Source organism: Deltaproteobacteria bacterium, assembly GCA_029210625.1.
GTDB lineage: Bacteria > Myxococcota > Myxococcia > SLRQ01 > SLRQ01 > JARGFU01.
Window position 1 is genome coordinate 214,767 of record JARGFU010000007.1, and the last position, 25,023, is coordinate 239,789.

21 protein-coding genes and 1 tRNA gene are annotated in these 25,023 nt (G+C 74.1%); 13 read left to right on the forward strand and 9 right to left on the reverse strand.

The window, feature by feature from the left end; translation table 11 throughout:
• Positions 1-31 precede the first annotated feature (31 nt).
• Entirely contained in the window at positions 32-1,969 is a 1,938-nt protein-coding gene (locus P1V51_08795; GenBank protein ID MDF1563128.1) for an ATP-binding cassette domain-containing protein, read from the reverse strand.
• A gap of 78 nt (positions 1,970-2,047) precedes the next feature.
• On the opposite strand from P1V51_08795, the gene P1V51_08800 reads away from it, so the two are divergent.
• From P1V51_08800 to P1V51_08825, 6 genes are read left to right on the forward strand one after another with little or no spacing between them, the layout of a single operon-like run.
• Complete coding sequence (locus P1V51_08800; protein MDF1563129.1) at positions 2,048-2,590, forward strand: Rieske (2Fe-2S) protein; 543 nt, start codon at positions 2,048-2,050, stop codon at positions 2,588-2,590.
• The gene (locus P1V51_08805; protein ID MDF1563130.1) at positions 2,587-3,846 is read left to right on the forward strand and encodes a cytochrome b N-terminal domain-containing protein; all 1,260 of its coding nucleotides are present in this window, start codon (positions 2,587-2,589) and stop codon (positions 3,844-3,846) included. Before P1V51_08800 ends, P1V51_08805 begins: the two co-directional genes overlap by 4 nt.
• Positions 3,839-4,789, forward strand: a complete 951-nt coding sequence (locus P1V51_08810; GenBank protein MDF1563131.1) for a c-type cytochrome — start codon at positions 3,839-3,841, stop codon at positions 4,787-4,789. The genes P1V51_08805 and P1V51_08810 overlap by 8 nt, the downstream gene beginning before the upstream one ends.
• The gene (locus P1V51_08815) at positions 4,786-5,343 is read left to right on the forward strand and encodes a gluconate 2-dehydrogenase subunit 3 family protein (GenBank protein MDF1563132.1); all 558 of its coding nucleotides are present in this window, start codon (positions 4,786-4,788) and stop codon (positions 5,341-5,343) included. Before P1V51_08810 ends, P1V51_08815 begins: the two co-directional genes overlap by 4 nt.
• Positions 5,340-6,995 carry a GMC family oxidoreductase gene (locus tag P1V51_08820; GenBank protein ID MDF1563133.1) on the forward strand — a complete coding sequence of 552 codons (1,656 nt, stop codon included), beginning with the start codon at positions 5,340-5,342 and terminating at the stop codon, positions 6,993-6,995. The genes P1V51_08815 and P1V51_08820 overlap by 4 nt, the downstream gene beginning before the upstream one ends.
• A gap of 46 nt (positions 6,996-7,041) precedes the next feature.
• Complete coding sequence (locus P1V51_08825) at positions 7,042-7,575, forward strand: hypothetical protein (protein ID MDF1563134.1); 534 nt, start codon at positions 7,042-7,044, stop codon at positions 7,573-7,575.
• 117 nt (positions 7,576-7,692) lie between these two features.
• Here P1V51_08825 and P1V51_08830 read toward each other — a convergent pair whose 3' ends face one another.
• The 4 genes from P1V51_08830 to P1V51_08845 all read right to left on the reverse strand — a co-directional run bounded on the left by P1V51_08830 (position 7,693) and on the right by P1V51_08845 (position 14,148).
• Positions 7,693-10,071, reverse strand: coding sequence for a hypothetical protein (locus P1V51_08830; GenBank protein MDF1563135.1), 2,379 nt, complete (start codon positions 10,069-10,071; stop codon positions 7,693-7,695).
• Positions 10,071-11,021, reverse strand: a complete 951-nt coding sequence (locus P1V51_08835) for a hypothetical protein (protein MDF1563136.1) — start codon at positions 11,019-11,021, stop codon at positions 10,071-10,073. Before P1V51_08835 ends, P1V51_08830 begins: the two co-directional genes overlap by 1 nt.
• Positions 11,022-11,131: 110 nt before the next feature.
• Positions 11,132-12,520 (reverse strand): sigma-54 dependent transcriptional regulator, encoded by a 1,389-nt coding sequence (locus P1V51_08840; protein MDF1563137.1) that lies wholly within the window; start codon positions 12,518-12,520, stop codon positions 11,132-11,134.
• Entirely contained in the window at positions 12,517-14,148 is a 1,632-nt protein-coding gene (locus tag P1V51_08845; GenBank protein MDF1563138.1) for a HAMP domain-containing sensor histidine kinase, read from the reverse strand. The genes P1V51_08840 and P1V51_08845 overlap by 4 nt, the downstream gene beginning before the upstream one ends.
• Positions 14,149-14,313: 165 nt before the next feature.
• On the opposite strand from P1V51_08845, the gene P1V51_08850 reads away from it, so the two are divergent.
• Positions 14,314-14,934: a HEAT repeat domain-containing protein gene (locus P1V51_08850; protein MDF1563139.1), complete on the forward strand. Its 621-nt coding sequence runs from the start codon at positions 14,314-14,316 to the stop codon at positions 14,932-14,934.
• A complete protein-coding gene (locus P1V51_08855) occupies positions 14,931-16,637 on the forward strand; it encodes a hypothetical protein (GenBank protein ID MDF1563140.1) in 1,707 nt (568 codons plus the stop codon). Before P1V51_08850 ends, P1V51_08855 begins: the two co-directional genes overlap by 4 nt.
• An 8-nt stretch (positions 16,638-16,645) precedes the next feature.
• Here the strand turns inward: P1V51_08855 and P1V51_08860 are convergent, their stop codons facing one another.
• Positions 16,646-17,773, reverse strand: coding sequence for a hypothetical protein (locus P1V51_08860; GenBank protein ID MDF1563141.1), 1,128 nt, complete (start codon positions 17,771-17,773; stop codon positions 16,646-16,648).
• A gap of 86 nt (positions 17,774-17,859) precedes the next feature.
• Between P1V51_08860 and P1V51_08865 the strand changes: the two genes are divergently transcribed.
• From P1V51_08865 to P1V51_08885, 5 genes are all read left to right on the forward strand, one after another.
• Positions 17,860-18,957, forward strand: coding sequence for an FAD-dependent oxidoreductase (locus P1V51_08865; GenBank protein MDF1563142.1), 1,098 nt, complete (start codon positions 17,860-17,862; stop codon positions 18,955-18,957).
• A gap of 144 nt (positions 18,958-19,101) precedes the next feature.
• Positions 19,102-19,722, forward strand: a complete 621-nt coding sequence (locus P1V51_08870) for a tetratricopeptide repeat protein (GenBank protein ID MDF1563143.1) — start codon at positions 19,102-19,104, stop codon at positions 19,720-19,722.
• Entirely contained in the window at positions 19,713-20,342 is a 630-nt protein-coding gene (locus P1V51_08875; GenBank protein ID MDF1563144.1) for a flagellar hook-length control protein FliK, read from the forward strand. The genes P1V51_08870 and P1V51_08875 overlap by 10 nt, the downstream gene beginning before the upstream one ends.
• Positions 20,343-20,349: 7 nt before the next feature.
• Positions 20,350-20,850, forward strand: coding sequence for a CvpA family protein (locus tag P1V51_08880; protein ID MDF1563145.1), 501 nt, complete (start codon positions 20,350-20,352; stop codon positions 20,848-20,850).
• A gap of 28 nt (positions 20,851-20,878) precedes the next feature.
• Positions 20,879-20,952, forward strand: a tRNA-Cys gene (locus P1V51_08885).
• Positions 20,953-21,007: 55 nt separating this feature from the next.
• Here the strand turns inward: P1V51_08885 and P1V51_08890 are convergent.
• The 3 genes from P1V51_08890 to P1V51_08900 all read right to left on the reverse strand — a co-directional run bounded on the left by P1V51_08890 (position 21,008) and on the right by P1V51_08900 (position 24,941).
• The gene (locus tag P1V51_08890) at positions 21,008-21,421 is read right to left on the reverse strand and encodes a hypothetical protein (GenBank protein ID MDF1563146.1); all 414 of its coding nucleotides are present in this window, start codon (positions 21,419-21,421) and stop codon (positions 21,008-21,010) included.
• An 89-nt stretch (positions 21,422-21,510) separates the two neighbouring features.
• A complete protein-coding gene (locus P1V51_08895; GenBank protein ID MDF1563147.1) occupies positions 21,511-21,924 on the reverse strand; it encodes a hypothetical protein in 414 nt (137 codons plus the stop codon).
• A 161-nt stretch (positions 21,925-22,085) separates the two neighbouring features.
• Positions 22,086-24,941, reverse strand: a complete 2,856-nt coding sequence (locus P1V51_08900) for a beta-propeller domain-containing protein (protein ID MDF1563148.1) — start codon at positions 24,939-24,941, stop codon at positions 22,086-22,088.
• Between the last annotated feature and the right edge of the window lie 82 nt (positions 24,942-25,023).

The following is a 25,023-nucleotide window of genomic DNA, read 5'->3' on the forward strand; positions in this document are numbered from 1 at the left end:
GGCAACTCCCGGATCCTACCAAAAGGCGGGGTCAGGCGTCTGCTGCACCCCCCTCGGCCAGGGTCTCCAGGGCCTGCCAGCGCTCGTAGGCCTCCTCCAGCTCCTCCTCGAGGGCCGCCAGGCGATCGCGGATCCGGCTCGCCTCGGTCACCGCCCGCTCGTAGAAGCGGGGATCCGCCATCGAGGCGTGGAGTGCCTCCTGCTCGGCCTCCAGGCGGGCGATGGTCTCGGGCAGCGCCGCCAGCGCCTCCCGCTCCTTGTTGGTGAGCTTGCGGGGGCCGGCCGGTCGATCGCGGGGCGGGCGCTCCTTCTTCCGGGGCGGGGGAGGGGGCGCCTCCTCCTCCCCGGCGGCGGCGCCGGCGGCCTGCCGCTCGTAGTCGCTGTAGCCTCCCGCGTACTCGACCACCCGGCCGTCCTCCCCGACCGCGAGGATCCCCGTCACCACGTTGTCGAGGAAGGCCCGGTCGTGGCTGACCAGCAGGAGGGTCCCCTCGTACTCGACCAGCAGATCCTCCAGCAGGCCGAGGGTCTCGAGATCGAGATCGTTGGTGGGCTCGTCCAGCACCAGCAGGTTGGAGGGGCGGGCGAAGAGCTTCGCCAGCATCAGGCGGCTGCGCTCCCCGCCCGAGAGGATCCGCACCGGGCTGCGGGCACGGTCGGGGGTGAAGAGGAAGTCCTGGAGGTAGGCCAGGGCCGCCCGGGGGCGGCCGCCGATGATCAGGGTCTCGTGCCCCTCGCCCACGTTGTGGAGCACGGTCTGCTCGGGATCGAGCTGCTCGCGCAGCTGATCGAAGTAGAGCAGCTCGCGGCGGGTGCCCGCCCGCACCTCCCCCGCCTCCGGCTCGACCTCTCCGAGGAGCAGCCGCAGGAGGGTCGTCTTGCCCGAACCGTTGGGGCCGACGATGCCCAGGCGATCGCCGCGCATCACCGTGGTGGAGAGCTCGCGGATCACCGGCGCGCCCCCGTAGCCGAAGCTCGCGGCCTTCGCCTCGGCCACCAGGGCGCCCGAGCGCCCCGCCTGCTGGATCTCCATCCGGGCCTTGCCCAGGCGCTGGCGGCGCAGCCGGTGCTCCTCCCGCATCTTCTTCAGGGCGCGCACCCGGCCCTCGTTGCGGGTGCGGCGGGCCTGGATGCCCTGGCGGATCCAGGCCTCCTCCTGCGCCAGCTTCTTGTCGAAGGCGGCCCGCCGCTTCACCTCGTTCTCCAGGAGCTCCTCCCGCCGGCCCACGAACTCGTCGTAGCCGCAGTCGAAGTCGAAGAGGTGACCTCGATCGAGCTCGGCGACCCGGTTGGCCAGGCGGCGGGCGAAGAAGCGATCGTGGGTGACGAAGAGCACCGTCCGCACCGACTCCAGGAGGAAGGTCTCCAGCCAGGTGATGGTCTCGATGTCGAGGTGGTTGGTGGGCTCGTCGAGCACGAGGATCTCGGGGCCCGAGACCAGGGCCCGCGCCAGGAGCGCCCGGCGCCGGGTCCCGCCCGAGAGGGTGGCGAAGTCGGCGTCGAGGGGCAGGCGCAGGTGCTCGGTGACCTGCTCGACCTTGCGCTGCAGCTCCCAGCCGCCGCCCTGCTCGAGCTCGTGCTGCAGGCGCTCGAGCTCGGCGAGGAGCCGGTCGGCCTCTCCCGCCTCGAGGGTCTCGGGGTGGGCGAGGGCCTGGCTCACGCGGTGGTGGCGGGCGAGGAGCGCCGTGGCCTCCCCGAAGCCCCCCGCGACGATCTCGGCGACGCTGCCCCGCAGCTCCTCCGGGACGTCCTGCGGGACGCTGCCCACCCGCAGGTTCTGCTGGCGGTGCACCGCGCCGGCGTCGGGCTGGAGCTCTCCGGTGACCAGGCGCAGCAGGGAGGTCTTGCCGGAGCCGTTGCGCCCGAGCAGGCAGAGGCGGTCGCCGGCCTCGAGGCGCAGGTCGACGCCGTCGAGGAGGGGCGGGCCGCCGAAGGCGAGCTCCACCTTCTGGAGGGAGAGGAGGGGCACGGGAGCGCAGCTATAGCAGAAAGTGGCGGGGCTGCCGCCGGGCCCCTCGGTGCCTTATGTCCGGTGACCAGGGGCCGCATGGGGAAGAAGAAGAGCGCCAGCCAGAGCACCGCACCGCCCGCGCCGCCAGGGGAGCGGACGCCCGCCGGGGATCCCGACCCCGGGCGCCGCTCCCTCCTGCACACTGGCGGGCGCATCGCCCTCGGCGGCTGCGGCCTGCTCCTGGGGGCCGGCGCCCTGCGCACCGCCTGGCCCGACCTCGGCCAGGGGGGACCTGCCCGCCTCTCCCTCGGCCCCCGCAGCGACTTCCACCGCGGCTCGCTGACCTACCTGCCCGCCGCCCGGCTCTTCCTCCTCCACGACGCGGAGGGCCTGGGGGCCTTCTCCTCGCGCTGCACCCACCTGGGCTGCGCGCTGCGGCGCAGCGGCGAGGGCCTGGCCTGCCCCTGCCACGGGGCGCGCTTCGACGCGAAGGGGCGGGTGCTCTCCGGGCCGCCGCGCCGGCCCCTGCCCTGGTTCGCCCTCGAGGTGGACGGGGAGGGCGTCCTCTGGGTGGACCTGCGCCGGGAGGTGGCCGCCGGAACCTCGGAGCCGGCCCTCGCGGAGGGCGCCGCCGGATGAGCGAGCGGGCGCGGCGCGGCTTCGTCGCCCACCTGCACCCCCTCGTCGTCAGCGAGCGGGCGCTGCGGCCGGGGACGACGATGGGGTTGGGCCTGATCTCCCTGACCCTCCTGGGGCTGCTCACCCTCTCGGGCCTGCTCCTGATGGTCTATTACACGCCCTCCCCGGCGCGGGCCCACGGGAGCCTGCTGGACCTGCAGTACGCGGTGACCTTCGGCGCCTTCCTGCGGACGCTCCACCGCTGGTCCACCTACGCCCTGCTCTGCAGCGTCGCCCTCCACGGGCTGCGGGTCGTCCTCCAGGTGGCCTACCGGGATCGTGCGCTCAACTGGCTGCTGGGCCTCTCGCTCCTGTCGCTGATCCTCCTCCTCTCCTTCACCGGCTACCTCCTGCCCTGGGACCAGCGCAGCGTCTGGGCCACGGTGGTCACCTCCGAGCTGCTGCTGCAGGTGCCCGGCCTCGGCGCGCCGCTGGCCGAGCTCTTCCTGGGCGGCCGCGGGGTGGGGGAGGCGGCGCTGCTGCGCTTCTACACCCTCCATGTCGCCCTCGCCCCCGGGCTCCTCCTGGGCCTCCTGGTCTGGCACCTCTGGCGGGTGCGCCGCGATGGCGGGCTGGCGGTGGAGGCGCGCGAGCAGCGCGGCGCGCTCGTGCCCTCGTCCCCGCACCTGCTCACGCGGGAGGCGATCCTGGCCCTCGCTCTGAGCGCCCTCCTCGTCCTCCTCGCCACGGCCTGGCCCGCCTCGCTGGGCGCCGTGGCGGATCTGGAGCACCCGACCAACCCGGAGAAGGCGCCCTGGTTCTTCCTCGGCCTGCAGGAGCTGGTCTCCTACTCGGCCCTCGTCGGGGGGCTGCTCTTCCCCACGGCGCTCTCGCTCCTGCTCCTCTCCCTGCCCTTCCTCGATCGGGAGCGGGGCGGGGTGGGGCGCTGGCCCCGGGGTGGGGCGCTCTTCTGGGAGCTGCTCCTGCCCGCGCTGCTCTCCCTGCTCCTCTTCGGCGCCCTGGCCGCGCGGCGCCTCTCCACCGAGGCCGCGCGCCTGGCCACCGGCGAGCTCGTGAACCCCGCGAGCGGGATGCTCCTCTTCGCCGGCCTCCTCTTCCTGGGGGTGCGGGCCCGCCGCGGCAGCGCCCGGGCGGGGCTGCGGGCGGCGCTGGTCTGCCTCTGCGTCGCGCTCCTCGGCGCGACCCTCCTGGGGCTGCTGCGGGGCCCCGACTGGGTGGTGGACCTGCTCGCCGCGAGCGGAGGCGCCGATGGCTGATCCGCGCCCGGCCCTCGATCTCGAGCGCGACGCGCGCCGCCTCTCGGCCGGGCTCCTCGGGGCGGCCTCGCTCCTCTTCGTGGCGCTGGCGGTGACCGGCGCCCGGGGGCTCGCGGACCGCCCCGCGCGGGCCGTCGAGCAGCAGGCCGGCGCCCTCGACGAGCCCGAGCGCTGCCTCACCTGCCACCCCGCCGGGCGGCGCGAGGCGCGGCCGGGCGCGCCCCCCCACCCCCACCGCGAGCACCTCGAGGCCGGCCTGGGCTGCGTGGTTTGTCACGGGGGGATCGGGCGGGCCACCCGCCTGCCGGCGGCCCACGCGCGGGCGCCGGACACCGGGCGCGATCCCCTCCTGCTGCCGCCCGGTCTGGAGGCGGCCTGCGGCCGCTGCCACCCGCCCGGCGTCGCCGGCAGCGAGACCCTCGCCCGGGGCGCCGCCCTCTTCCTGCGCCTGGGCTGCGCGGTCTGTCACCCGCCGAGCGAGGGCGGCCGGGGCGGCGACGCCTTCGGCCCCGATCTGCGGGCCCGCGCCTTCCTGCCCGCCGACACGCTGCGCCGGGTGATCCGCGAGCCCGCCTCGGTCACCCCCGGGGCCACCATGCCCGCCTTCGAGCGCAGCTTCGGCGAGGAGGATCCCGAGCTCGAGGCGCTCGTCCTCTACCTCACCTCCCTCGCGCTGCCGCGCCCGCGCTCCGGCGATCTCCACCCCGGCCTGCGCGCCGGGGTCGAGGCCCCCTGCACCGACTGCCACGCCGGCCCGGGAGGGCGCGCGAGCGGCCGCCGCCCGCACCGCTGCGTCCACCTCCTCGCGCGGAAGGAGAGCCTGCGCTGCGAGGGCTGCCACGCCGGGGGCGGCCTGCCCGCGGGCGAGCGCTGCCCCCGGGTCGCGGCCGAGCGCGGCGCCTGCGTGGCCTGCCACGACGGCGTCCGGGAGGTGCTGCCATGAAGCTCGATCGACGAGAGGCGCTCCTCGCCCTCCTCGGCGGTGGCGCGAGCGCGGGCCTGGCGACCTGGCAGCTCTGGCCCCCCGCCCCGGCGCTGAAGGCCGACCCCCCGGCCTCCCCCTTCGAGGAGGGGACCCGCCGGACCCTGGCCGCCGCGGTGGAGCGCCTCCTCCCCGGCGCGGTGGAGGCGGGGGTCCCCGAGTACCTCGACTACTGGATGGCCCGGGAGCCCTGGGTGGGCTTCCTCGCCGCGGGGATGCGCACCGGCGCCGGCTGGCTCGATCGCCTCGCCCGCGCGGAGCACCAGCGCGACTTCGCCGCCCTCGAGGGCGCGCAGCAGGACGAGCTCCTCGGGCGCTGCCAGCGCGGCGAGCTGCCGGGGAAGGGCTTCAGCGGCCGGGCCTTCTTCGAGTACCTCCTGCAGTTCACCCTGGAGGGCTTCCTCTCGGACCCGGTCTACGGGGGCAACCGGGGAGAGGTGGGCTGGCGGCACATCGGGCACGCCGCCTGCCACTGGGCGCCGGGCGCCGGGCCCGGGAAGCGAGGCGGAGCGTGAGCCGCCGGGAGCAGACCGAGGTCATCGTCGTCGGCTCGGGCGCCGGGGGCGCGCCGGTGGCCGCCGTCCTGGCCGAGGCGGGCCTGCGGGTCGTCGTCCTGGAGCGGGGCCCCTGGTACACGATCGACGACTTCGGCCACGACGAGGTGAAGAGCTGCCGCCGGGACTTCTGGATCCCCTTCGCCCAGGACGATCCCCACACCCTGCGCGAGGCGGGGCAGGAGCGGGCGCAGCCCTCCCGCGAGGGCTGGACCTCCCGCAACGTCGGCGGCGCCACCGTGCACATGGGCGGCTTCTTCTACCGCCTGCAGCCCGAGGACTTCCGCCTGCGCACCCTCACCGGCGGCGTCGAGGGGAGCACCCTGGCCGACTGGCCGCTGGGGCTCGCCGACCTCGAGCCCTACTACGACGAGATGGAGGTGAGGCTGGGCGTCTCGGGGGACGCCGCCGCCAACCCCCGCGAGCGGCACGCCCGCCCCTATCCCCTGCCGCCCCTGGCCGCCCACCCGGCGGCGCGGCTCATCGACGAGGCGGCGGCCTCCCTGGGCTGGCGGGCCTTCCCCACGCCCCGGGCGGTGCTCTCCCGGGCCTACGGCCGGCGGCCCCCCTGCAACCAGTGCGGCTACTGCGGCGACTACGGCTGCGAGAACCACTCCAAGTCCTCGGCCCTCTCGACCTTCCTGCCGGACGCCCTCGCCACCGGCCGCTGCGAGCTCCGCGCGGGCGCCACGGTCAGCCGGATCCTCGTCGACGAGGGCGGCCCTCGCCCGAAGGTGCGCGGGGTGGAGTACCTCGACCGGGACGGTGGCCTGCATCGCCTCGAGGCGCCGCGGGTCGTCCTCGCCGCCTCGGCCATCGAGAGCGCTCGCCTCCTGCTCCTCTCGCGCACCCCCGCCTTCCCCGAGGGCCTCGCCAACGGCAGCGGGCTGGTGGGCCGCAACCTCACCTTCTCCACCTTCGCCAAGGTCACCGGCCTCTTCGAGCGGGCGGCCCTGGTCGATCGGCTGGGTCCGGAGGGGATGGACCTGCCCTTCCTCCAGCGCTCGATCCAGGACGACTACTTCGACGCCGAGCTGGGCAAGGGCGGCACCTACAACCTCATCCTCCAGCACCCCAACCCCATCAACGCCGCCGTGCGGCTCACGGCGATGGAGGACTACGGGCTCTGGGGGGCGGCCCTGAAGGAGCGCCTCGCGCGCTACTTCCGCGAGGAGCTGTGGATGGAGGCCGAGGTCTTCGGCGAGTTCCTGCCCACCGAGGCCTGCCGGGTCGATCTCGATCCCCGGGTGAAGGATCGCTTCGGCCTGCCGGTGGCGCGCATCACCCACCACCTCCACCCCACCTGCCGGGAGCAGAGCGCGAGGATGGCCGGGCGGGCCGGCCGCCTCTTCGAGGCGGTCACGCCGGCGCCGCTGCGGACCGTCCTCGCCGGCCGGGGGAGCACCACCTTCCACCTCCAGCACGGCACCTGTCGCTTCGGTGACGATCCGGCGAGCTCGGTCCTCGATCGTGACTGCCGGGCGCACGAGGTCGGGGGGCTCCACGTCACCGACGGCAGCTTCATGCCCACCTCCGGCGGCGTGCCGGCCACCGCCACCATCATGGCCAACGCCCTGCGGGTGGCCCACGGGATGGCGCGCGACCGGGGCTGAAGACCGGGTGTTCCCGGCCCGCGCCGGCTGTGCTTTCTTTCCGGCCATGGCGCAGCTCACGGAGACCGGCTGGAAGAAGTGCTCGACCTGCAAGCGGGAGATCGCCCTCGGGGCGCGCTACTGGCTGTGCAGCGTCTCCACCTGCAACCAGAAGCGCACGGGACTCGCCTTCTGCAGCGTCGACTGCTGGGACTCCCACGTGCCGCTGCTGAGGCACCGGGACGCCTGGGCCAAGGAGGCAACCGCGCCGACCTCCCACGAGGCGGGCGACGAGGCGCCGAAGAAGCGGCGCCTGATGGGGGCCGACGGCAGCGAGCGCGAGCAGCGGGAGCGCCGCCCCGAAGCCGTCGATCCCGACGTCGCCGCGGCCGCGCGCCGCCGGCCCCTCGAGGAGCCGCCCCCCGACGAGATCCTCGTCGTCGCCTCGAAGGTGAAGGCCTACATCAAGGCCCGCTCGGACCTGAACACCTCGGCCGCCGTGATGGAGGCCCTCTCGGACAAGGTCCGGGCCGCCTGCGACGAGGCCATCCGCTCGGCCTGGGCCCACGAGCGCAAGACCGTCCTCGATCGCGACGTCTGATCGGGGGTGCCGCGCACCCCCGCCCCACCGGCGAAGCCGTCGGGGCCCCACCCCCGCGCTGAAGGGGGTGGCTGCCGCCCCCCCTTCCCGGCAGGGGACCTGCCGGGTCCCTACCCCCTAGGGGAAGCCGAGGTCCTGGCAGGTGGTGGTCGGGGAGCCGACCTCGGTGCAGCTGTTGGCCTGGAAGTTGGCGGTCTCGGTGGTGAAGAAGCCCGACTCGAGGATCAGGGACTGCGCCGAGACCACCCCGCCGGAGGGGTTCAGGGGGCGGCCGAGGGTCAGGGTGCCCGCGACGCTCAGGGCGGTGGCCAGGGTGAGCTGTCCGGCGCCATCGAAGCGGGCGTTGCCGAGGTAGCTCGCGGCCAGGGACTGGCTCGAGTCCGAGCGCACGATGGTCTTGTGCCCCCCGGAGAAGTCGCTCGCCGCGAGGCCCAGCGTGGCGTCGCCGAGGATCCACAGCTCCCCCGAGCTCAAGTTCCCGACGATCCCCGACTGGAGGGTCAGGTTGCCCCGCACCTCGAGGATGGAGCCGCTCACGTTCATGACCAGGATCGAGCCGGCCGGGAGCGAGAGGTCCCCCAGCACGGTGAGCCGCCAGCTGCCCAGGTCGAGCTGGCAGGAAGAAGCGGGGTAGTCGATCAGCGAGTCGACGATGGTCGGCGCCTGAAGGCTCAGGGAGGCCGCGCAGGAGACCGCGGGCAGCCAGCCGGCCAGGGTGACGGCGCCTTGCGGGGTGAGGTGGCCGTAGATCCGGCCCCCGGCCTGGACGGAGTTGAGCGGGGTCAGGGCGCTCGTCAGCGTGGCGGGCAGCGAGAGGGTGCTCTCGTTGGTCACCTGCAGGCCCCCGACCGTCATCGGGGAGGTGACGTCGACCGGCGCGGTGGCGTCGACGAGGGCCACGTCGCTGCTGCCGGGGAGCGAGCCGCCGCTCCAGTTCTGGGCGTCCTCCCAGCTCCCACCGCCGATAACCTTCGCGCTCGTCGGGTCCACGACCATGATCACCACGCAGCCGTCCTGGGTGCCGCTGGCGGTCTGGTAGGTGAAGCCCAGCTGGGTGATCCCCGCGACCGGGCCGGGCAGGAAGCGGAGGGCCCCGCTCGCGTCGAGCACCGCCCGGCCCATGCTCGAGGTCCTGTCCAGGGCGTCGAAGGCGATCACCCCCGGGGCGCCGCTCAGCACGAGGGTCTGCTCGGTCGTGCTGCCGGCCGCCGCCACGACGAGCGCGTGCTCGAAGATCCGCTGGTGGCCGGGTTCGCAGGTGGGGAAGGTGCCTCCGAAGGTCACCAGCGTGCAGTCCAGGTTGCAGCCGAGGCTGCCCGGGTCGTCGCAGGCCTCGTCGCCCTCTACCGCGCCGTCGCCGCAGGTCGTGCAGGCGCTCGTGTCGAGGACGCAGCTCGCGCTGCAGGAGGCGGTGCCGCCGGTGTAGGTCGTGCCGGGCAGGGCCCCGCAGGCGGTGTCGAAGTCGAGGGGATCGCAGTCCTCGCTCTGGTGGACGATGCCGTCCCCGCAGACCGGGTTGCAGGGGCTCTCGTCGATGAGGCAGGTCGCCGGATCGCAGGTGCTGGCCGGACCGCTGGTGCCCGGCGGGCAGTCGTAGCCCAGGTAGGGGAGCTCGCAGTCCTCGCCCGCGTCGAGGAGGCCGTCGCCGCAGGCGGCGCCGCAGTCGAAGTCGGTCGAGCGCTCGCAGCCCTTCGGGCAGACGCCGTCTCCCGTCTCGCAGCGGAACTCGGGGATGGAGGTGCAGGTCAGGCTGCAGGTCGAGGCGCTGCCGGCGAGGACGTCGTAGGTGCTCAGGTCCCCGTCGTCGCAGTCGGCCGGGCAGTCTCCGTCGCAGGTCTCTCCGGAGTCCCTCTCGCCATTGCCGCAGCTGCCCCCGCAGTCGCTATCCGTCCCCTGGGTGCAGCCGGCCGGGCAGCAGCCGTCACCGTTCACGCAGTGGACGACGGGGAGGTAGGCGCACTGGGCGGTGCAGGCGTTGGGGTTGCCGGTGAGGAGGTCGAGGGTGCAGGCGCTCTGATCGGCGCAGTCGGCCGGCTGGTCGCAGGCGCCGAGCTCGCAGGTCTCGCCGGGGTTGATCACGCCGTTGCCGCAGTACTCGGGGCAGTCGCTGTCGGTGGTCTCGTCGCAGCCCGCGGGGCAGCAGCCGTCGCCGTCGGCGCAGGCCTCGATGCGGGTGAACTCGCAGGCCGCCTGGCAGGGCGAGCCGCCGCCGATCAGGGCGTCGAAGGTGCAGGCGTTGCCGTCGTTGCAGCTGGCCGGGCAGTTCTGATCGCAGCGCTCGCCGGGGTCGATGCTGCCGTTGCCGCAGAGCTCACCGCCATCGGAGCCCCCACCGTCGCCGCCCCCACCGTCGCTGCCGCCGCCGTCGCTGCCGCCGCCGTCGGTGCCGCCACCGTCGGCGGAGGTGGTCCCGCCGGGCTCGTAGGCGCTGTGCTCCAGGCAGGCGGCCGAGAGGAGGAGAGGGAGGAGCAGGATCGGGAGGATCGCGCGTCGCATCAGAGCCTCCAGACCGCGGCCAGGGTGAGGGGGAGGGTGCCGCCGAGGCCCAGGGCCTCGCTGTAGAGGACCTCCAGGCGCAGCCCGAGGAGCCCCGCCGGGGTCCGGAAGCTCGCCCCGACGCTCGCGCCGGCGCCCACCGCCCAGCGCAGCTCGCCGTCGATGCCGGCCGCGGTGCCGGTGAAGGGGGTGGCGCGCAGGACCAGGCCCAGCTCCAGGGGGGCCGTCCGGTAGAGGTAGCGCAGGGAGAGAGGGAAGCTGCCGGGGAGGGCCAGGCCCGCGGCCAGCTCCACCCGCGTCGCCTCGCTCGCGCGCAGGCGGAAGGCCAGCTCGGCGTCGAGGCCCACGCCGTCGGCGAGGAGGAGGGCGTTGGAGACCGCGCCCAGCGAGAGGCCCACCGACCAGGTCCGCGGGCCGCTCGCGGCCGGGGGGGTCGGCGGCGGGGCGAGGCGCGAGGGATCGATGAGCTCGGTCGCCATCGATCGGATCAGGGCGAGGAGGGCCTCCTGACCCTCGAGGGTCTCCCGGGCGATGCTCCGGCGGAGGCCCGCCTTCTCGGTGTCGATGAGGCGCAGGGTGAGGGCGAAGGCCCCGCCGATCTTCCCCACGGTGCCCGCCACGATGTGCTCGGCGCCCAGGGAGCCGGCGATCTCGGTGAGGCAGCTGTCCTCGCCGCAGCCCAGCAGCTGCTTCTGCGCCTCGATCCCCAGCAGGGTGCGCACGTCGTCGCTCGAGGCGACCTCGGCCTCGGGCGCCAGGTCGCGCACGGTGGTGGCGAGGATGCCGTCGAGGATCTCCCGCAGGCTCTCGTCCACCGAGGCGCCCTCCAGATCGAGGACCAGGATCTTCCCTCTGGGCACGCCTTCTCCGGACTCGGCCCGGACCGGCGCACTCCAGAGGAGCGCCAGCCCGGCCGCGAGGACTCCCCAGATCGCAGCAGCTCGGCTCATGGGCCCGGAGGATAGCAGAGGTCAGGAGAGCCCAAATCGGCGCGACGACCATTCGGGGGTGCCGCGCACCCCCGCCTCGCCGGCGAAGCCGTCGGGGCCCTACCCCCGGCCTACGACAGCCCGAAGCGCTGCATCTTCTTGAGCAGGCCCTGGCGGGAGAGGCCCAGCTCCTCGGCGGCGCGGGTGCGGTTGCCGTGGAGGCGCGAGAGGGCGGCCTCGATCTCCCGGCGCTCGAGGGCCTCGACCTTCTCGGCGAGGGTGCTGCTGGCGGGCCGGGGGCTCCCGTTGCCGCCCGCGCGGAAGGCGAGGTCCTCGACCTCGATCGACGCCCGGTCGCCGCAGAGCACGGTGGCGCGCTGCATCTCGAAGCGCAGCTCGCGCAGGTTGCCCGGCCAGTCGTGCTCGAGGAGGGCCGCCTCCGCCGCCGGCGAGAGCTTGCGGGGCCGGCCGTCGGTGGAGAGGGCGCCCGCCAGGTTCAGGAAGTGGGTGGCCAGCAGCGGCAGGTCGCTGGGGCGCTCGCGCAGGGAGGGCAGGTGCACCTCGGCTCCGCGGATCCGCCAGTAGAGATCCTCCCGGAACTCGCCGGCCGCCATCAGCTGCTCGAGATCCTTGTTGGTCGCCGTCACCACCCGCACGTCGACCTTCACCGGCGAGTCCTCGCCCACCGGCAGGATCTCGCCGCTCTCCAGGGCGCGCAGCAGCTCGACCTGCAGGGCGAGCGGCATGTCGCCCACCTCGTCGAGGAAGAGGGTGCCGCCGTCGGCCTGGGCGAAGAGGCCCTTGCGCGCCCTGGCCGCGCCGGTGAAGGCGCCGCGGCTGTGACCGAAGAGGGTGGACTCGAGGAGGGTGTCGGGGAGGGCGCCGCAGTTCACCGCGACGAGCTCCGCGCCGGCGCGGGTCGAGCGGTCGTGGAGGGTGCGGGCCATCAGCTCCTTGCCCGTGCCGTTCTCGCCGGTGATCAGCACCGGCAGGTCGGTGGGCGCGATCCGCTCGGCCATCCGCAGGGCGGCCATGAAGGCGGGGGAGTGGCCGATCATCGCGCCCTCGGGGCGGCCGCGGGTGAGCTCCTCGCGGAGGCGCTCGACCTGCATCTCGAGGGCGTGGCGGGCCAGCGCCCGGCTGACCACCACCAGCAGCACGTCGGGATCCACCGGCTTGGTGAGGAAGTCGTAGGCGCCGTGGCGCACGGCGGTGAGCATGTTGTGCACGTCGCCGGCCCCGGAGGCGACCACCACCTTCGTGCCCGGAGCGCGGGAGAGGATGCCCTCCAGCTCGCGCAGCCCCTGCTCCACCGTTCCGTCGGGCGGCAGCATCAGGTCGAGGATCACCACCGGGAAGCTGCGGGTCTCCAGGGCCGCCCGCGCGCTCGACCGGTCGTCGGCCTCGATGACCTCGAAGCCCGCGCCGGCCAGCACGTCGCGGTAGAGGCGCCGGTAGGCGGCGTCGTCCTCGACCAGGAGGAGGGGTGGGGTGTCGCCGGCCGGGGGATCGAGGGTCATGAGGCTCGGGCTCCGGCCGCGGCGAGGAGCGGCTGACGGCGGGGGAGGGTGAGGAGGAAGGTGGCGCCGCCGAGGCCCTCACCCTCACCCTCCGGGGGTCCCAGGGTGAGGCTGCCGCCGTGGCGGCGGGCGACCTCGCGGGCGATGGCGAGGCCCAGGCCCGTGCCCGAGCGGACGGTGTCCCGCTTGCGGCCGGTGACGAAGGGCTCGAAGAGCCGGTCCGCGATGACCAGCGGCACGCCCGGCCCGTTGTCCGAGACCTTGAGCTCCACCCGGTCCTCCCGGAGGGTGCACTCGACCTCGATCCGCGCGGCGCCGGGGCTGCCCCGCAGGGCCAGGAGGGCGTTCTCGAAGAGCACCACCAGGGCGCCCAGGAGCTGGGCCTGATCCGCCTCGACCTGCATCCCGGGCTCGAGGCCCCGGCGCTCGAGGCGCACCTCGGGGGCCTCCTCGCCCAGGCCGTCCCGGGCGGTGGTGAAGGCGACGTCGACCAGGGCCGCGAGCTCCAGCTCGCGGGGCTCGAGGGTGCCCGGCCGCCCGTAGCGCAGGAGGTCGCCGACGAAGCGCTCGGCCCGCACGACCTGCTCCCGCAGGGTGGCGAGGGTGTCGGGGTCCACGCCCTGCCGCTCGAGCAGGCGCAGGCGCGCCGAGATGATCCCCAGGGGGTTGCGCACCTCGTGGGCCACCGCCGAGGCGAAGGTGCCCACCTCGGCCAGCCGCACCGCCTGCGAGGCGCGGGCCTCCTCGACCACCAGCTGCTCGGCCAGCGCCGGGGCGCCGGCCTTGTCCCGCAGCAGCCAGCGCCCCAGCCCCTCCTGGATCTGCTGGCGCAGGGGCTCGAAGGCCACCGCGGCCATCACCAGGATGAAGAAGGCGGCCAGGCGGTACTCCAGCAGGTCCGGCTCCAGGGCAGAGCTCATCAGCGAGAGCACCCCGAAGAGGAAGCCCGCCGAGAGGAAGGCGGCCACCGTCGAGTAGATCAGCGAGCGCTCCAGCAGGCGCCGGGCGCCGGCCCCCTGCCGGCCGCGCACCACGTGGGCCATCACGAAGAGGGAGGCCAGCACGATGAGGTTGCCGTAGGGGCGAACCATCCCGTGGGAGAGGAGGAAGGCCGTGGTCCAGGCGCCCAGGTAGGAGAGGAGGCCCGCGGCGTAGAGGCCGCGGATCAGCCGCCGCTCCTCGCCCTTCGCGTCCTGGTAGGCCCGGGAGAGCTGCCAGAGGGGGATGGTCGCCGCGACGATCGCCAGGACCATCGAGTGCCAGAAGGCCGGCCCGGTGGTCAGGCCGACCGGGTCGTAGATGAAGCCCGGCCAGACCAGGTGGGCCAGGGTGATGGCGGCGGCCACCGCGTAGGCGACCCAGACCAGGGCGTAGGAGCGCTGGCGGGTGAAGTCGAAGGCGGTGTGGAGGTAGGCGGCGGCCACGAAGCCGCCGGTGGCCACCAGGCGCTGGCCGTAGGGCGCCGTCGGGGGGAAGGAGGCCATCAGCAGGCTGGCGGACCAGACCGCCACCGAGAGGCAGTAGGCGGTCAGGCCCCGGGCGTCCCGGGTGTGGAAGAGCGCGCTCCAGAAGAGGAGCAGCGCCACCGAGAGCACGGGCACCAGGCTGTAGGCGTAGAGCTCGGTCATGGACGGTCCTTCGAGGGGCACAACTATGCCGCCTGCGGCCCCCCGGCAACGGCCGGCGGCCCCGGGCCCGCCGGTTTACATTCCGGCGCGCCGCTTGACCCGCCTCCCCCTGGATTCCTAGGTTCGTGCGGTTTCGAAGCCCCTCCGACCGAAATAGAGGTACCCATGCGCCGCAGCTTCCCGATCTTCCTCCTCGCCGCACTGACCGTGGCGGCCCTGCCCGCGCCGGCCCCGGCCGCCGAGCACGACGAGCGCCTGCTGCTCGCCCTGGCGGCCTACCACGAGGATCCGCCGGCCGAGGCCCTCGACTTCCTGGGGGCGTCCCGCGAGGCGGCCCTCGAGGCGGTGGCCCGGGACGAGTCCCAGATGCGCCTGCGCCGTATCCGGGCCATCTCGGTGCTGGTGCGCGAGGACGGCGAGGCCGGCCGCCGGCTGGCCGCCGAGGTGATCGGCGACGCCCGCTGGTCCTGGCGGCTGCGGATCGCCGCGACCCGCGCCCTGGGCAACTACCAGCAGCACCGGGAGGGCACCGCCGCGCTGCTGCGCCGGGCCACCTTCGACGCCGACCCCGGCGTGCGGGAGACCGCCGTGCGGCAGCTCACCCTCATCGACTCCCCCGAGGCCCGCCTGGCCCTCGAGGAGCTGCGCGGCCGTGAGCGCCACGTGGCGGTGCGGGTCGCCCTGCGCGACGCCCTCCTGAAGGCGAACCCCGGCGCGACCCTCCCCCGCGAGGGCCGCCAGGCCCGCGAGCTCACGCCCGCCACCGTGAAGGAGGTGACGCCGTGAAGCGCTCCATCCTCTTCTCCGCGCTCTTCGCGCTCGCCCTCGGTCTGACCCTCACCGCCTGCCCCCGCGAGGGGGAGGGCAAGCGCTGCGACGGCAACAGCGAGTGCAAGACCGGCACCTGCCAGAACAACATCTGCGTCGAGGACGGCGTGGGCGCCGCCTGCGCCAGCCCGGACGACTGCCGCTCGGGCCTGGCCTGCAACGCCTCGATGCCGGAGGGCTACTGCACCGACACCTGCGCCAGCGCCGACGAGTGCCCCAGCGGCACCGCCTGCGTGGTGCGCGGCGGCCAGGGCCTCTGCCTGCTGGCCTGCAGCGAGGACGCCACCTGCCGCACCGGCTACACCTGCAGCGGCGGCGTCTGCGATCTGCCCTGCACCAACGACGCCGAGTGCGGCGGCGGCGAGGCCTGCGAGAACGGCCGCTGCCGCGACTCGACCGCGGGCAAGGCCTGCAGCGGCGACAACGAGTGCATGATCCCCCTGACCTGCATCTCGGGCACCTGCACCGGCGCCTGCACCACCAGCGGCGACTGCCCCAACGGCGCCGTCTGCGGCCTGGAGAACGGCGACCGCCACTGCGTGGCCGGCTGCCGGGCGGACATCGACTGCGGCGCCGAGGAGCTCTGCCTCGGCGGCGGCTGCATCGACCGCTGCCGCTCCGACGCCGACTGCGGCGGCGGGGTCTGCGACCTGCAGACCGGCCTCTGCTCCAACGCCAACGGCGTGCAGGTCGACGTCATCGACCTGGGCCAGGTCGTCCAGAACACCGTCTACACCTTCACCGTCCCCTCCGGCACCTTCGCCCTGACGATCCAGGTGCAGGGAACCCAGGGCCGCGAGTACCAGTGGATGTCCGTGAAGAAGCCCGACGGCACCGAGCTGGTCGGCGCTTCCGTCGGCGGCGTGCCCTATCCCCTCAAGGTGCTCCCCCAGACCGAGGTCATCACCGCCCAGATCCCGGCCGGCGACGACCCGCGCCTCTCGGCCGACGAGGGCCTCTGGTCCTTCTCCTTCCGCGGCGGTGACGGCGCCGCCAAGATCTGGCTGAAGACCTCCCGCGACGGCCAGCCCCACGGCGGCGACGTGCGCCTGAACGTCTTCCTCGCCCCGGGCGCCATCAACGGCGTCGACGCCTCCAACGCCGCGAGCAGCAGCTTCCTCCAGGACACCCTCGCCAACTGGGAGCGCTTCTACGTCGACCAGGCCGAGATCGGCGTCGCCGACGTTAGCTACTTCGACATCGGCGCCCAGTGGAGCGACGTCGAGGCGAGCATGACCGGCGCCGACGGCGAGCTGAACGACATGTGGCGCCAGGGCCGCAACGACGGCCTCAACGTCTTCTTCGTGCGCAGCATCGGCGGCGGCTTCGGCGGCATCGCCGGCATCGCCGGCGGCATCCCCGGGCCCCCGCTCACCGGCGGGACCGCCCACTCGGGCATCGCCATCGAGGTGCAGCAGACCACCCAGCTCACCGGCATCGACTTCTGCCACGAGGCCGGCCACTTCCAGGGGCTCTACCACCTCTCCGAGTTCTTCGGTCAGGGCCACGACGACTTCACCGATACGCCCGAGTGCTCGCCCCCCAACGGCAACTGCGACGGCCCGGTGCAGCACATGATGTTCCCGGCCCTCGACCCGCGGCAGCGGCTGGTCTCGCCGCACTCGGCGCGGGCGCTGCAGTCCAACGCCGGCGTCCAGTAGGGCGCGCTTCAGAAGCGGCCGTGGATCGCCGGCAGCGCGAGGGCCGCGTGCCCTCGCGTGTCGGGGAAGATCATCGGCGGGCCCACGCCCACCTCGATCGCCCCGAGGTGGGTGGAGGCGAGCCAGGCCGGGGTGCGCCCCTTGCCCGAGAGGTAGAGCGCCGAGAAGCCGCCCACCAGCATGCCCACCATCGCCGCGCCCGGGACGAGCTGGAAGCCCACGTCGAGGGCGAGCAGCTCGGTCGCCATCACCGCCAGGCCGCCGGCGACCAGGCCGCCCAGGAGGATGCCCAGGTTCAGGCCCAGCACCCGCCCCCGGCTCATGTCCGCGCCGTAGGCCGCGAGGATCCCGAGGCCCAGGCCCCCCGCCGAGCCCGCGAGGAGCACCGTGGCGATCTCGGCGTCGGTCTCCACCGAGAGCAGGGGGATGAGGAGCACCCCGGCCAGGCTGCCCCAGACCAGGCCCGTCGCCACCAGGCTGCTGTCCCCCGACTCCAGGCCGGCCAGGCGGGTGCCGTAGAGCCCGAGGGCGCCGCCGAGCACCGTGCCCAGGAGGGCGAAGCCGCCCAGGGTCGGGCGCTCGACCTCGAGGGCGAGGCCGAGGAGGACCGCCTGGTAGGTGCCCATCACCAGGCCCCAGTCGAAGAGGGAGGCCTCGGGCAGGGTCAGCTTGAGGCGCTTGCTGCCCAGCAGCGCCCCGGTGAAGGCCGCGCCGGTGCTGAAGATCAGGGTGCCCGCCACGACGGTGGAGGAGCGCAGCTGGAAGGCGACGGCGGCCTCCGCGCCGAGGGCCAGGCCGCCGACCGTCGCGCCGGTGATGAAGGCCCAGCGGGCGTAGGTGCCGGGCGCCTCCTCCTCGAGGGTCGTGGCCGCGTGGGCGGCCCGCGCCTGGGCCAGGTCGCGCAGGGCCGTGGCCCGGGCGCGCAGCTCGGGATCGTCGGTGGCCTCCACCAGCCCCTCGAGGAGGAAGAGGGCGCGGCCGTCCTCGCCCTCGACCAGCGCGTCGAAGGCCTCCTGGTAGCGGGCCTCGGCCTCCGCCGCCGAGAGCGGTGACGCCGCGGGGGGCGCCTCCTCGGCCGGGGCCGGGGAGGGCAGGGCGGCGAGGGAGAGACAGAGGAGGAGGGCGCGCGGCAGCATGGTCAGGGGCGCACGCTCCCACCGGGGCGGGTGGGCGTCAATGCGCGGACCTTGCGGTCGAGAGCGCACGGCCCATCCTGCACGCGATGAGGGCGCTCGTGATCGGGGGAGGCATCGTGGGCAGCGCCGTGGCCTGGCGCCTGGCCGGCGCGGGCGTGAGGGTGGTCCTCCTGGAGGGCGGGCGGCCGGAGACGGCGACCGCCGCCAGCGGCGGGATGCTCGGGCACCGCTCCGAGCACACCGAGGCGAGCCCCGCCCAGCGCCTGGGCCGGGAGAGCGCCCGGCTCTGGGACGAGTGGCGTCCGGTCCTCGGGGGTGACGCCGCCCTCGGGTGGGTCGACGCCGGCACGGTCTGGCTCCTGCCCGGGGCCGAGCTGCCGGCCTTCCGGGAGGCGCGCCGCTGGCAGGAGGAGGCCGGGCTGCCGGCGCCCCGCCTCCTCGAGCCCGGAGCGCTGGAGGGCCTCCCGGGGCTCGCCCCGGGGCTCGTGGCCCTGCACCTCGCCGACGAGGCGGCCCTGCACCCCCCTTCGGCCCTGGCGGCCCTGCAGCAGGCCGCCACCCGGGCGGGGGTCGTCTTCCAGGTAGGTGAGGCCAGCTCGCTCCTCGAGGGCGGCGGGCGCTGCCGGGGAGCGCGCCTCGCGGACGGCACCCTCCTCGAGGCCGACGCCGTGGTGCTGGCCGCCGGCAGCTGGAGCGTGGAGCTCCTCGGGCCCCGGCGCACCCTCCCGGTGGGGGCCATGCGCGGCCAGGTCGCCGTCTTCGAGCTCGCCTGCGGGCCGGTCCTGCGCACCGAGGCCTTCTACGCCGTGCCCCGCCCGGGTCGGGAGCTGCTCGTGGGGGCGACCGAGGAGCCGGTCGGCCTCGCCTCCGCCGGCGAGCCGGCCTCCCTGGAGGTGCTGCGGGCGGTGATCGAGGCTGCCCGGGCCGCGCTGCCCGGCCTGGCCGGGCGCGAGCCGGTCGGCCTCCACTCGGGCCTGCGGCCCTGGTCCGCGGATCGCCAGCCCCTGGTCGGGCGGGCGCCGGAGGCCTTCGGCCTCGAGGGCCTCTTCCTCGCCGCCGGGCACACCCGCAACGGCATCCTCCAGGCGCCCCTGAGCGCCGAGCTGATCCGGGCGGCGGTGCTCGGCGAGGCGCCGCCGCCGGGGCTGGACCTCTCCCCCTGGTCCCCCGAGCGCTTCGGGTAGGGCGGTCCGGATTCCGGCCCAGGGTCTGCCTGCCGGACCAGCGCTCGAGGGAGAGGGGCGGGATCTTCGCCCTCGAGGGGGTGCTCGAGCGGTGGCACGCCGGTTGCCCTCTCCCGCGGCCGAACCCTGACCCCGGAGGAGACCATGGCTCCCGGCCGCCCCTATCCCCTGCTCTCCGCGCTCCTCGCCGAGCGCGCCCTCACCATCGCCGACGCCGACCTCGAGCACCTCGCCTCGCAGACCGGCGCCGCGCCCCTGCGCCCGGGCCTCGACCTGGCCCGCCGCCTCCTCGGCGCCCTCGAGGGCAGCTCCCTGCCGCCCTCCCGGCCCGTCCTCCCCGCCGCGCCGCCCGCGCTCTCCTCGCCGGTGCAGGTGCCCGAGGGGCTGCGCCCCCTGGTGGGGGAGCTGGGCTACCTCGCCCTCGAGATGGGCCGCCACGGCGACGCCCTGATCCTCTTCGCCCTCCTCGAGGCCCTCGCCCCCGGCCGGGCCGCCGGCGCGGTGGGCGGCTCCCAGGTGCTCCTCCTGGCCGGTCAGCCCGAGGCCGCCGCCGAGGCGGCCCGCCGCGCCCTGGAGAGCGAGGCCGAGAGCCCGGAGGCCGTGGCCTCCCTCACCGAGGCCCTGCTGGCCTGCGGCGAGCGGGACGAGGCGCGGCGGGTGCTCGCCACCGCCCGCCGCCCCATGGGGCCCGCCGCCTCCTGGCTGCGGCTCCTGCGCCTCGGCCTCGACGAGGGCTGGCTGCGGGGAGGTGCGTCGTGCGCGTGACCAGCGACCTCCACGCCACCGTCTCCTCCGAGCGCGAGCGCACCGAGCGCCGGGTGGCCGGCCCCGCCTTCGCCGACGCCCTGCGCCGGGCCGACCGGCGGCAGGAGGCGGCCCGCCGGCCGGCGACCGCGCTCGTCCGCGAGCCGAGGGAGGGCGAGCCTTGCTGCCCCGCCTGCGGCTCGACCGCGCTCGAGGCAGAGGAGTGGATCAGCGAGGACGGCGGGATGAGCTTCAGTGTCCGCCCGCTCGACGCCGAGGGGCTGGCCGCCGCCCACCGCGGCTTCGCCGCCGCCGTGCGCAGCGGAGCGCTGGTCCTCGCCGGTCCCCCCGCGACGATCCTGGCGCCCACCGAGACGGCCACCCTCCTGGCGTCGGCGCTCCTCGACGCGCGCTGGCTCCTCGACCGCCACCGCCGCTTCGATCTCGAGGTCGCTCACCCGGTCCACGGCTTCATCCGTCTGCGCGGTCACCTGCGGGGAGCGCGCTTGCAGGTGGCCTACCAGGCCCGGCCCGAGGCCCGCCGTCACCTGGAGAAGACCTTGCCGCACCTGCAGGACGCGCTCGCGCACGAGGGGCTCGAGCTGGTGAGTTTCTTGCCGGAAGAGCCCCGCCTGCGATGATCGTCCCGTGACCCCCCTGCAGCCCGTCGACGTCGTCCTGGCGGTGGTGATCCTGATCCCCGCCCTCTGGGGGCTGTGGCACGGGCTCATCTCGGGGGCCTCCGGGCCCCTGGCCCTCGCCTTCGCCGCCTTCGCGGCCCTGGGCGTGGGCCCCGAGGTGGGGCGCCTCTGGTTCTCCGAGCTCGATCACGCGAACCTCCTGGGCGCCGGGCTCACCTTCCTGCTCGCCTGGCTCTGGGTCCGCCTGCTGGGCGCGCTCCTGGGCCGCGTCGCCCGCATCGCCCAGCTGGGCTGGGCCGATCACCTCGGCGGCCTGGTCGCCGGGGCCCTGGCCGGTGCGCTGGCCGGCGCCTGGCTCCTCCTCTCGGCGGCGCACTTCCTCCCGGGGGAGGAGGGCCACTGGGAGGACTCCCGGCTGCTGCCCACCTGCGCCGCCATCCTCGCCGTCTTCAGCAGCGAGGAGGTGGTCACGGACACCGTCTTGACCGCCGAGCCTTTCGAGGGCTAAACGGGGGGTTCACGCAGCACGAATATCGGGCGCCATAGCCAAGCGGTAAGGCAGAGGTCTGCAAAACCTCCATCCCCAGTTCGAATCTGGGTGGCGCCTCCAAGGAAAGAAGCCGTCGAGGGTCTCCTCGGCGGCTTCTTCGTTTCCGTCGGGAGCGTCAGGCCGCGAAGGACGCGACGGTCACGAGGTGCTCGAGGGGGTAGGGGGCCTTGAGGTAGAGCGACACGCCCCGCCGCAGGAGCTGCTCCTCGTCCTCGCCGCCCTCGCCGAGCCAGATCAGCGGGAGGTCGCGCTTGTCCTTGCGGCCGGGCAGGCTGCGGAGGGCATCGAGGAAGCTCTCGCCGACCTCGCCGGGGCCCGTGACGACGAGGGTGATCCGGGCGGCGACGGCGAGGGTGAGGGCCTGCACCACCGACGAGGTGCAGATGATCTGGAAGCCCTTCGACTCCAGCGCCTCGGCCATGCCGGGCTCCTCGTGGGGGCCGACGAAGAGCACGCGCCCCCGGTGCTCACTCTCGTTGCGGACCTGACGTCCGCGCGCCTTGATCGTCGTGCTCGAAACCCCGGCCATCTCCGAAGACCTCCGTTGGAAGATCGTGACGTCTCGGATCGTGGCGTATTCGAAGGTCACGGTAAGTGACCTGGAGCACGTCGTCAGGTCTAGATCGCGAACATCGCGGTCGCGACCAGGTGCTGGACCGGGAAGGGGGCCCGGAGGAAGAGGGAGACGCCCTGGCGCAGCAGGGCGTCCTCGTCGTCGCCCTGCGCGCCCAGCCAGACGACCGGGACGTGGGCGTGGTGGGTACTCTCCCGCAGGCGCCGCAGCACCGTGCGCGCCGCCCGGCCGCCGCCGCCGCCGCCGGTGACCACCATCGTGATCTTCTCCTGCTGGAGGCGGTGGAGGGCCTCGGTGGCGGTGGGGCAGCGGTCCACGGCGAAGCCGCACTCGGAGAGGGCCGCGGCCATGGGGGCCCGCTTCTGGGGGCCCACGAAGAGGACGCGGCCGACGGGAGGGTGGTCGCGGTTCTCGGTGTCGGTCTCGCAGTAGTCCTGGATGACGGTGGCGATGCTCATCGAGGGGCCCTCCCGGCCGGTGCAACAGGCTCTGACAGCGCTGTTGCGAGGTGTAGCACCGGGGGATCGGCGGGCAAGAAATCGACCCCCAAAAGAAAGACCCCGCCCCCTCTGTGACGAGGGAGCGGGGTCGGACCGCATGGGGGGTCCCCTGATTCGCGCTAGAAGACGCCGCCGAGGCCGATGGCGCTCACGCCGTAGTAGCCCAGGGCCACGTAGGCGGTGGCGCCGTCGACGTGGATGGCGTTCACCCAGCCGGGGTGCCGGTGGAAGCCGGCCAGGCCCACGTTGGTGGCGTCGCTGACGTCGTAGATGAGCAGGCCGCCGCGCCAGCCGAGGTCGACGAAGGCACGCTCACCCTCGACCTTGCGCAGGTAGCCCCAGTCGTCAGGGAGGCTCACGTCGGCCGCCAGGGTGAGGCGGTTGGAGACCGTCAGGTCGATGACGTCGAAGTAGGAGGCGTTCCAGTAGTCGCCGTTGGCGTCCTGACCCCAGTCGTTGCGGGTGAGGTAGGCCTTGGTGCCGTCGACCACCGCGTTGCCCACGTAGCCGTCGAGCACCAGGCGGCCCCGCAGGTAGGCGGCGCGGCCCCGGAGGTCGAGGGCGTTGAAGGCGTAGGTCACCCCGTAGGAGTTCTGGGCGTTCGTCCAGGCGTAGTCGAGGGTGTAGACGGTGGAGAGGTCGTCGGAGAGGTCGAGGACGTAGCCCGGGACGTTCACCTTCGCCTGCCGCACCGGGTGGGCCGGGTTGGTCAGGTCGATCCGGTCGAGGTAGTAGCGCGAGAGCGAGCGGCCCTGGCTGTCCTGGCCGGCGTACTCGTAGTGGGTGAAGAAGAGGGTGTTGGCCTTGGCGCCCAGCCCGAAGACCCAGTCCTCGTTGCGCAGGACGATGGTCGAGGCCAGCGCCGGGTTGTCCTTGTTGGCCAGGTCGACGACGTAGAGGTGGTCGAAGTGGGAGTCGGGGTAGACGGTCCCGGCGTTGTCCTCGTAGCCGCGGTACCAGTAGCGGTAGGTGTGGAAGACGAGGGTGCTGCCGTTCACCTGGGCCACCTCGTCGCCGCCGTACCAGCCGTACCAGTAGCCGCCCCAGTAGGAGACCTCCTCCGGCAGGATGACCTCGCCGCGCTGCACCGGGGCGCTCGGGATGGTGAAGTCGAAGATGGTGATCTTGGTCTCGCCGGACTGCCAGTCGCGGCTGGCGAGGTAGATGAAGTTCCCGTCCACGAACATCCGGCCGTAGGGGGCGGTCACCTGCATCTCGGCCACCGGGGCGCCGAGGTCGTAGTCGGAGAGGGGCACCACGACCAGGCGGGTGTCGCCGCGGTACCAGTCGCCGACGAGCTGGACGCCGAAGGCGCCGAGGGTCACGAAGTCGACCACGTTGCGGGCGAGCTCGACGCTGCCGGTCGTCACCGGGTTGTCGCGGTTGGCGATGTTCACGGTCTGCATCCGCTCGTTCGAGACGGTGAGGATCCGGTCGCCGTGGGGGATGGCCCGCTTAACGTAGCCGCCGTGGTCGGCGAGGCCGCGCAGGGTCACGCTCTGCCGGTCGAAGTCGACCAGCTGCACGCCGCCCTTGTGGTGCCAGTAGCCGGTGGTCTCGTCGAAGCCGTAGCTGTGGAAGGGCACCAGCACGAGGCCCTGGGCGTCGAGCACCTTGAAGACCTTGTCGAAGTTGTCCCGCTCGTCGGGGATCCAGCCCCAGTTCTCGCCGAAGGAGACGCGGCCGAGCAGGGCAGGGGCGTCGAGGTCGGAGACGTCGAAGAGGGAGACGGCCAGCTGCCAGTCGTTGGTGTCGTCGTGGCCGAGGGCCACCAGCCGGTCGCCGCGGGGCGCGATGTGGTCGAGCCAGCCCGGCATCTCGAGCTCACCGCGCTGCAGCGGCGCCGCGGGGTTCGAGAGGTCGATGATGAAGAGGGGATCGACCCGCTCGTAGGTGACGACGTAGGCGGTGTCGCCGTCGAAGCGCACGGCGGTCAGCGACTCGGGGCGGGGCAGCTGCACCGGCAGCATGGCGAGTTGGGTGAGCATGCCGCCCTGATCGATGCGGAAGGTGTAGACCTTCGGCGCGGTGCCGTTCCAGTCCGGAGCGGTGACGACGCGGAAGTGGCCGGCGTACTCGTCGAGCTGCCAGCGGTCGCGGACCCAGCCGTCGACCAGGCTCTCACCCTGCAGCACGATCTGGCCCTGCGGGTCGGAGATGTCGACGACCTTGATCCGGGTCTCGTAGGACGAGTTCGCCCAGCCGGAGGACGCGACGTAGATGGTGTTCGAGGTCACGTGGACGTGGTTGTCCCAGCCCTGGCGGGGGAAGACCTCCTGGTCCACCTGGTGGATGTTCGACTCGTCGGCGATGTTGATCGAGAGGATGTAGGTGCCCTCGACGGTGTCGGTGGTGCTGTAGCTCTCGTACCAGCCGTAGCGGTTGCTCACCGCGTAGAGCACGTCGCCGACGATCCGGGTGTCGGTGACCTCACCCGAGACGTTGAAGTGCGTGAGGGAGACCGGCGCGGTGGGGTTCGAGATGTCGAAGACCCGGATCTGGGAGCCGCGGTAGGCACCCCAGGTGGCCCCGGCGACGGCGTCGGTGGCGTACCAGTAGTCGAAGTAGTTCGAGATCACGACGTAGGCCCGGTTGTCCCGGATGTACATCTCGATCGGGTAGCCGGCGACCGGCGCCATGCCGATGAGGGCGGGCTGGTCGGGGTTGGTGATGTCGATGACCTGCAGGCCCCGGTACTGGTTGAGGACGTAGAGGAGGTTGCCGTCGACGCGGACGATGTCGGCCTCCTCGACCTCGCGGGGCGTGGCGCCCTGATCACCGCTGTTCGGGGCGGCCTCACCGTCGCGGCCGCCGCCGGCGGCGTCGAGCTCGCCACCGTAGCCGCCGTTGGGGTTGGCGGAGACGAACTCGGTCTGGCCCTCGACGTAGCCGTCGGCCTCGGTGCCGCAGGCGCCGACGAAGAGGGCGAGGGCGCCGAGGAGGGCTGCCTGGGAAAGGAAGTTGAGCTGACGCATGGGAAATCCTCCGGTAGTGGGCGGCCGCATCCGTACCCGCGGCCATCGACCCCTTCAGTAGCAGGCCCCGTGCCAGGCGCAA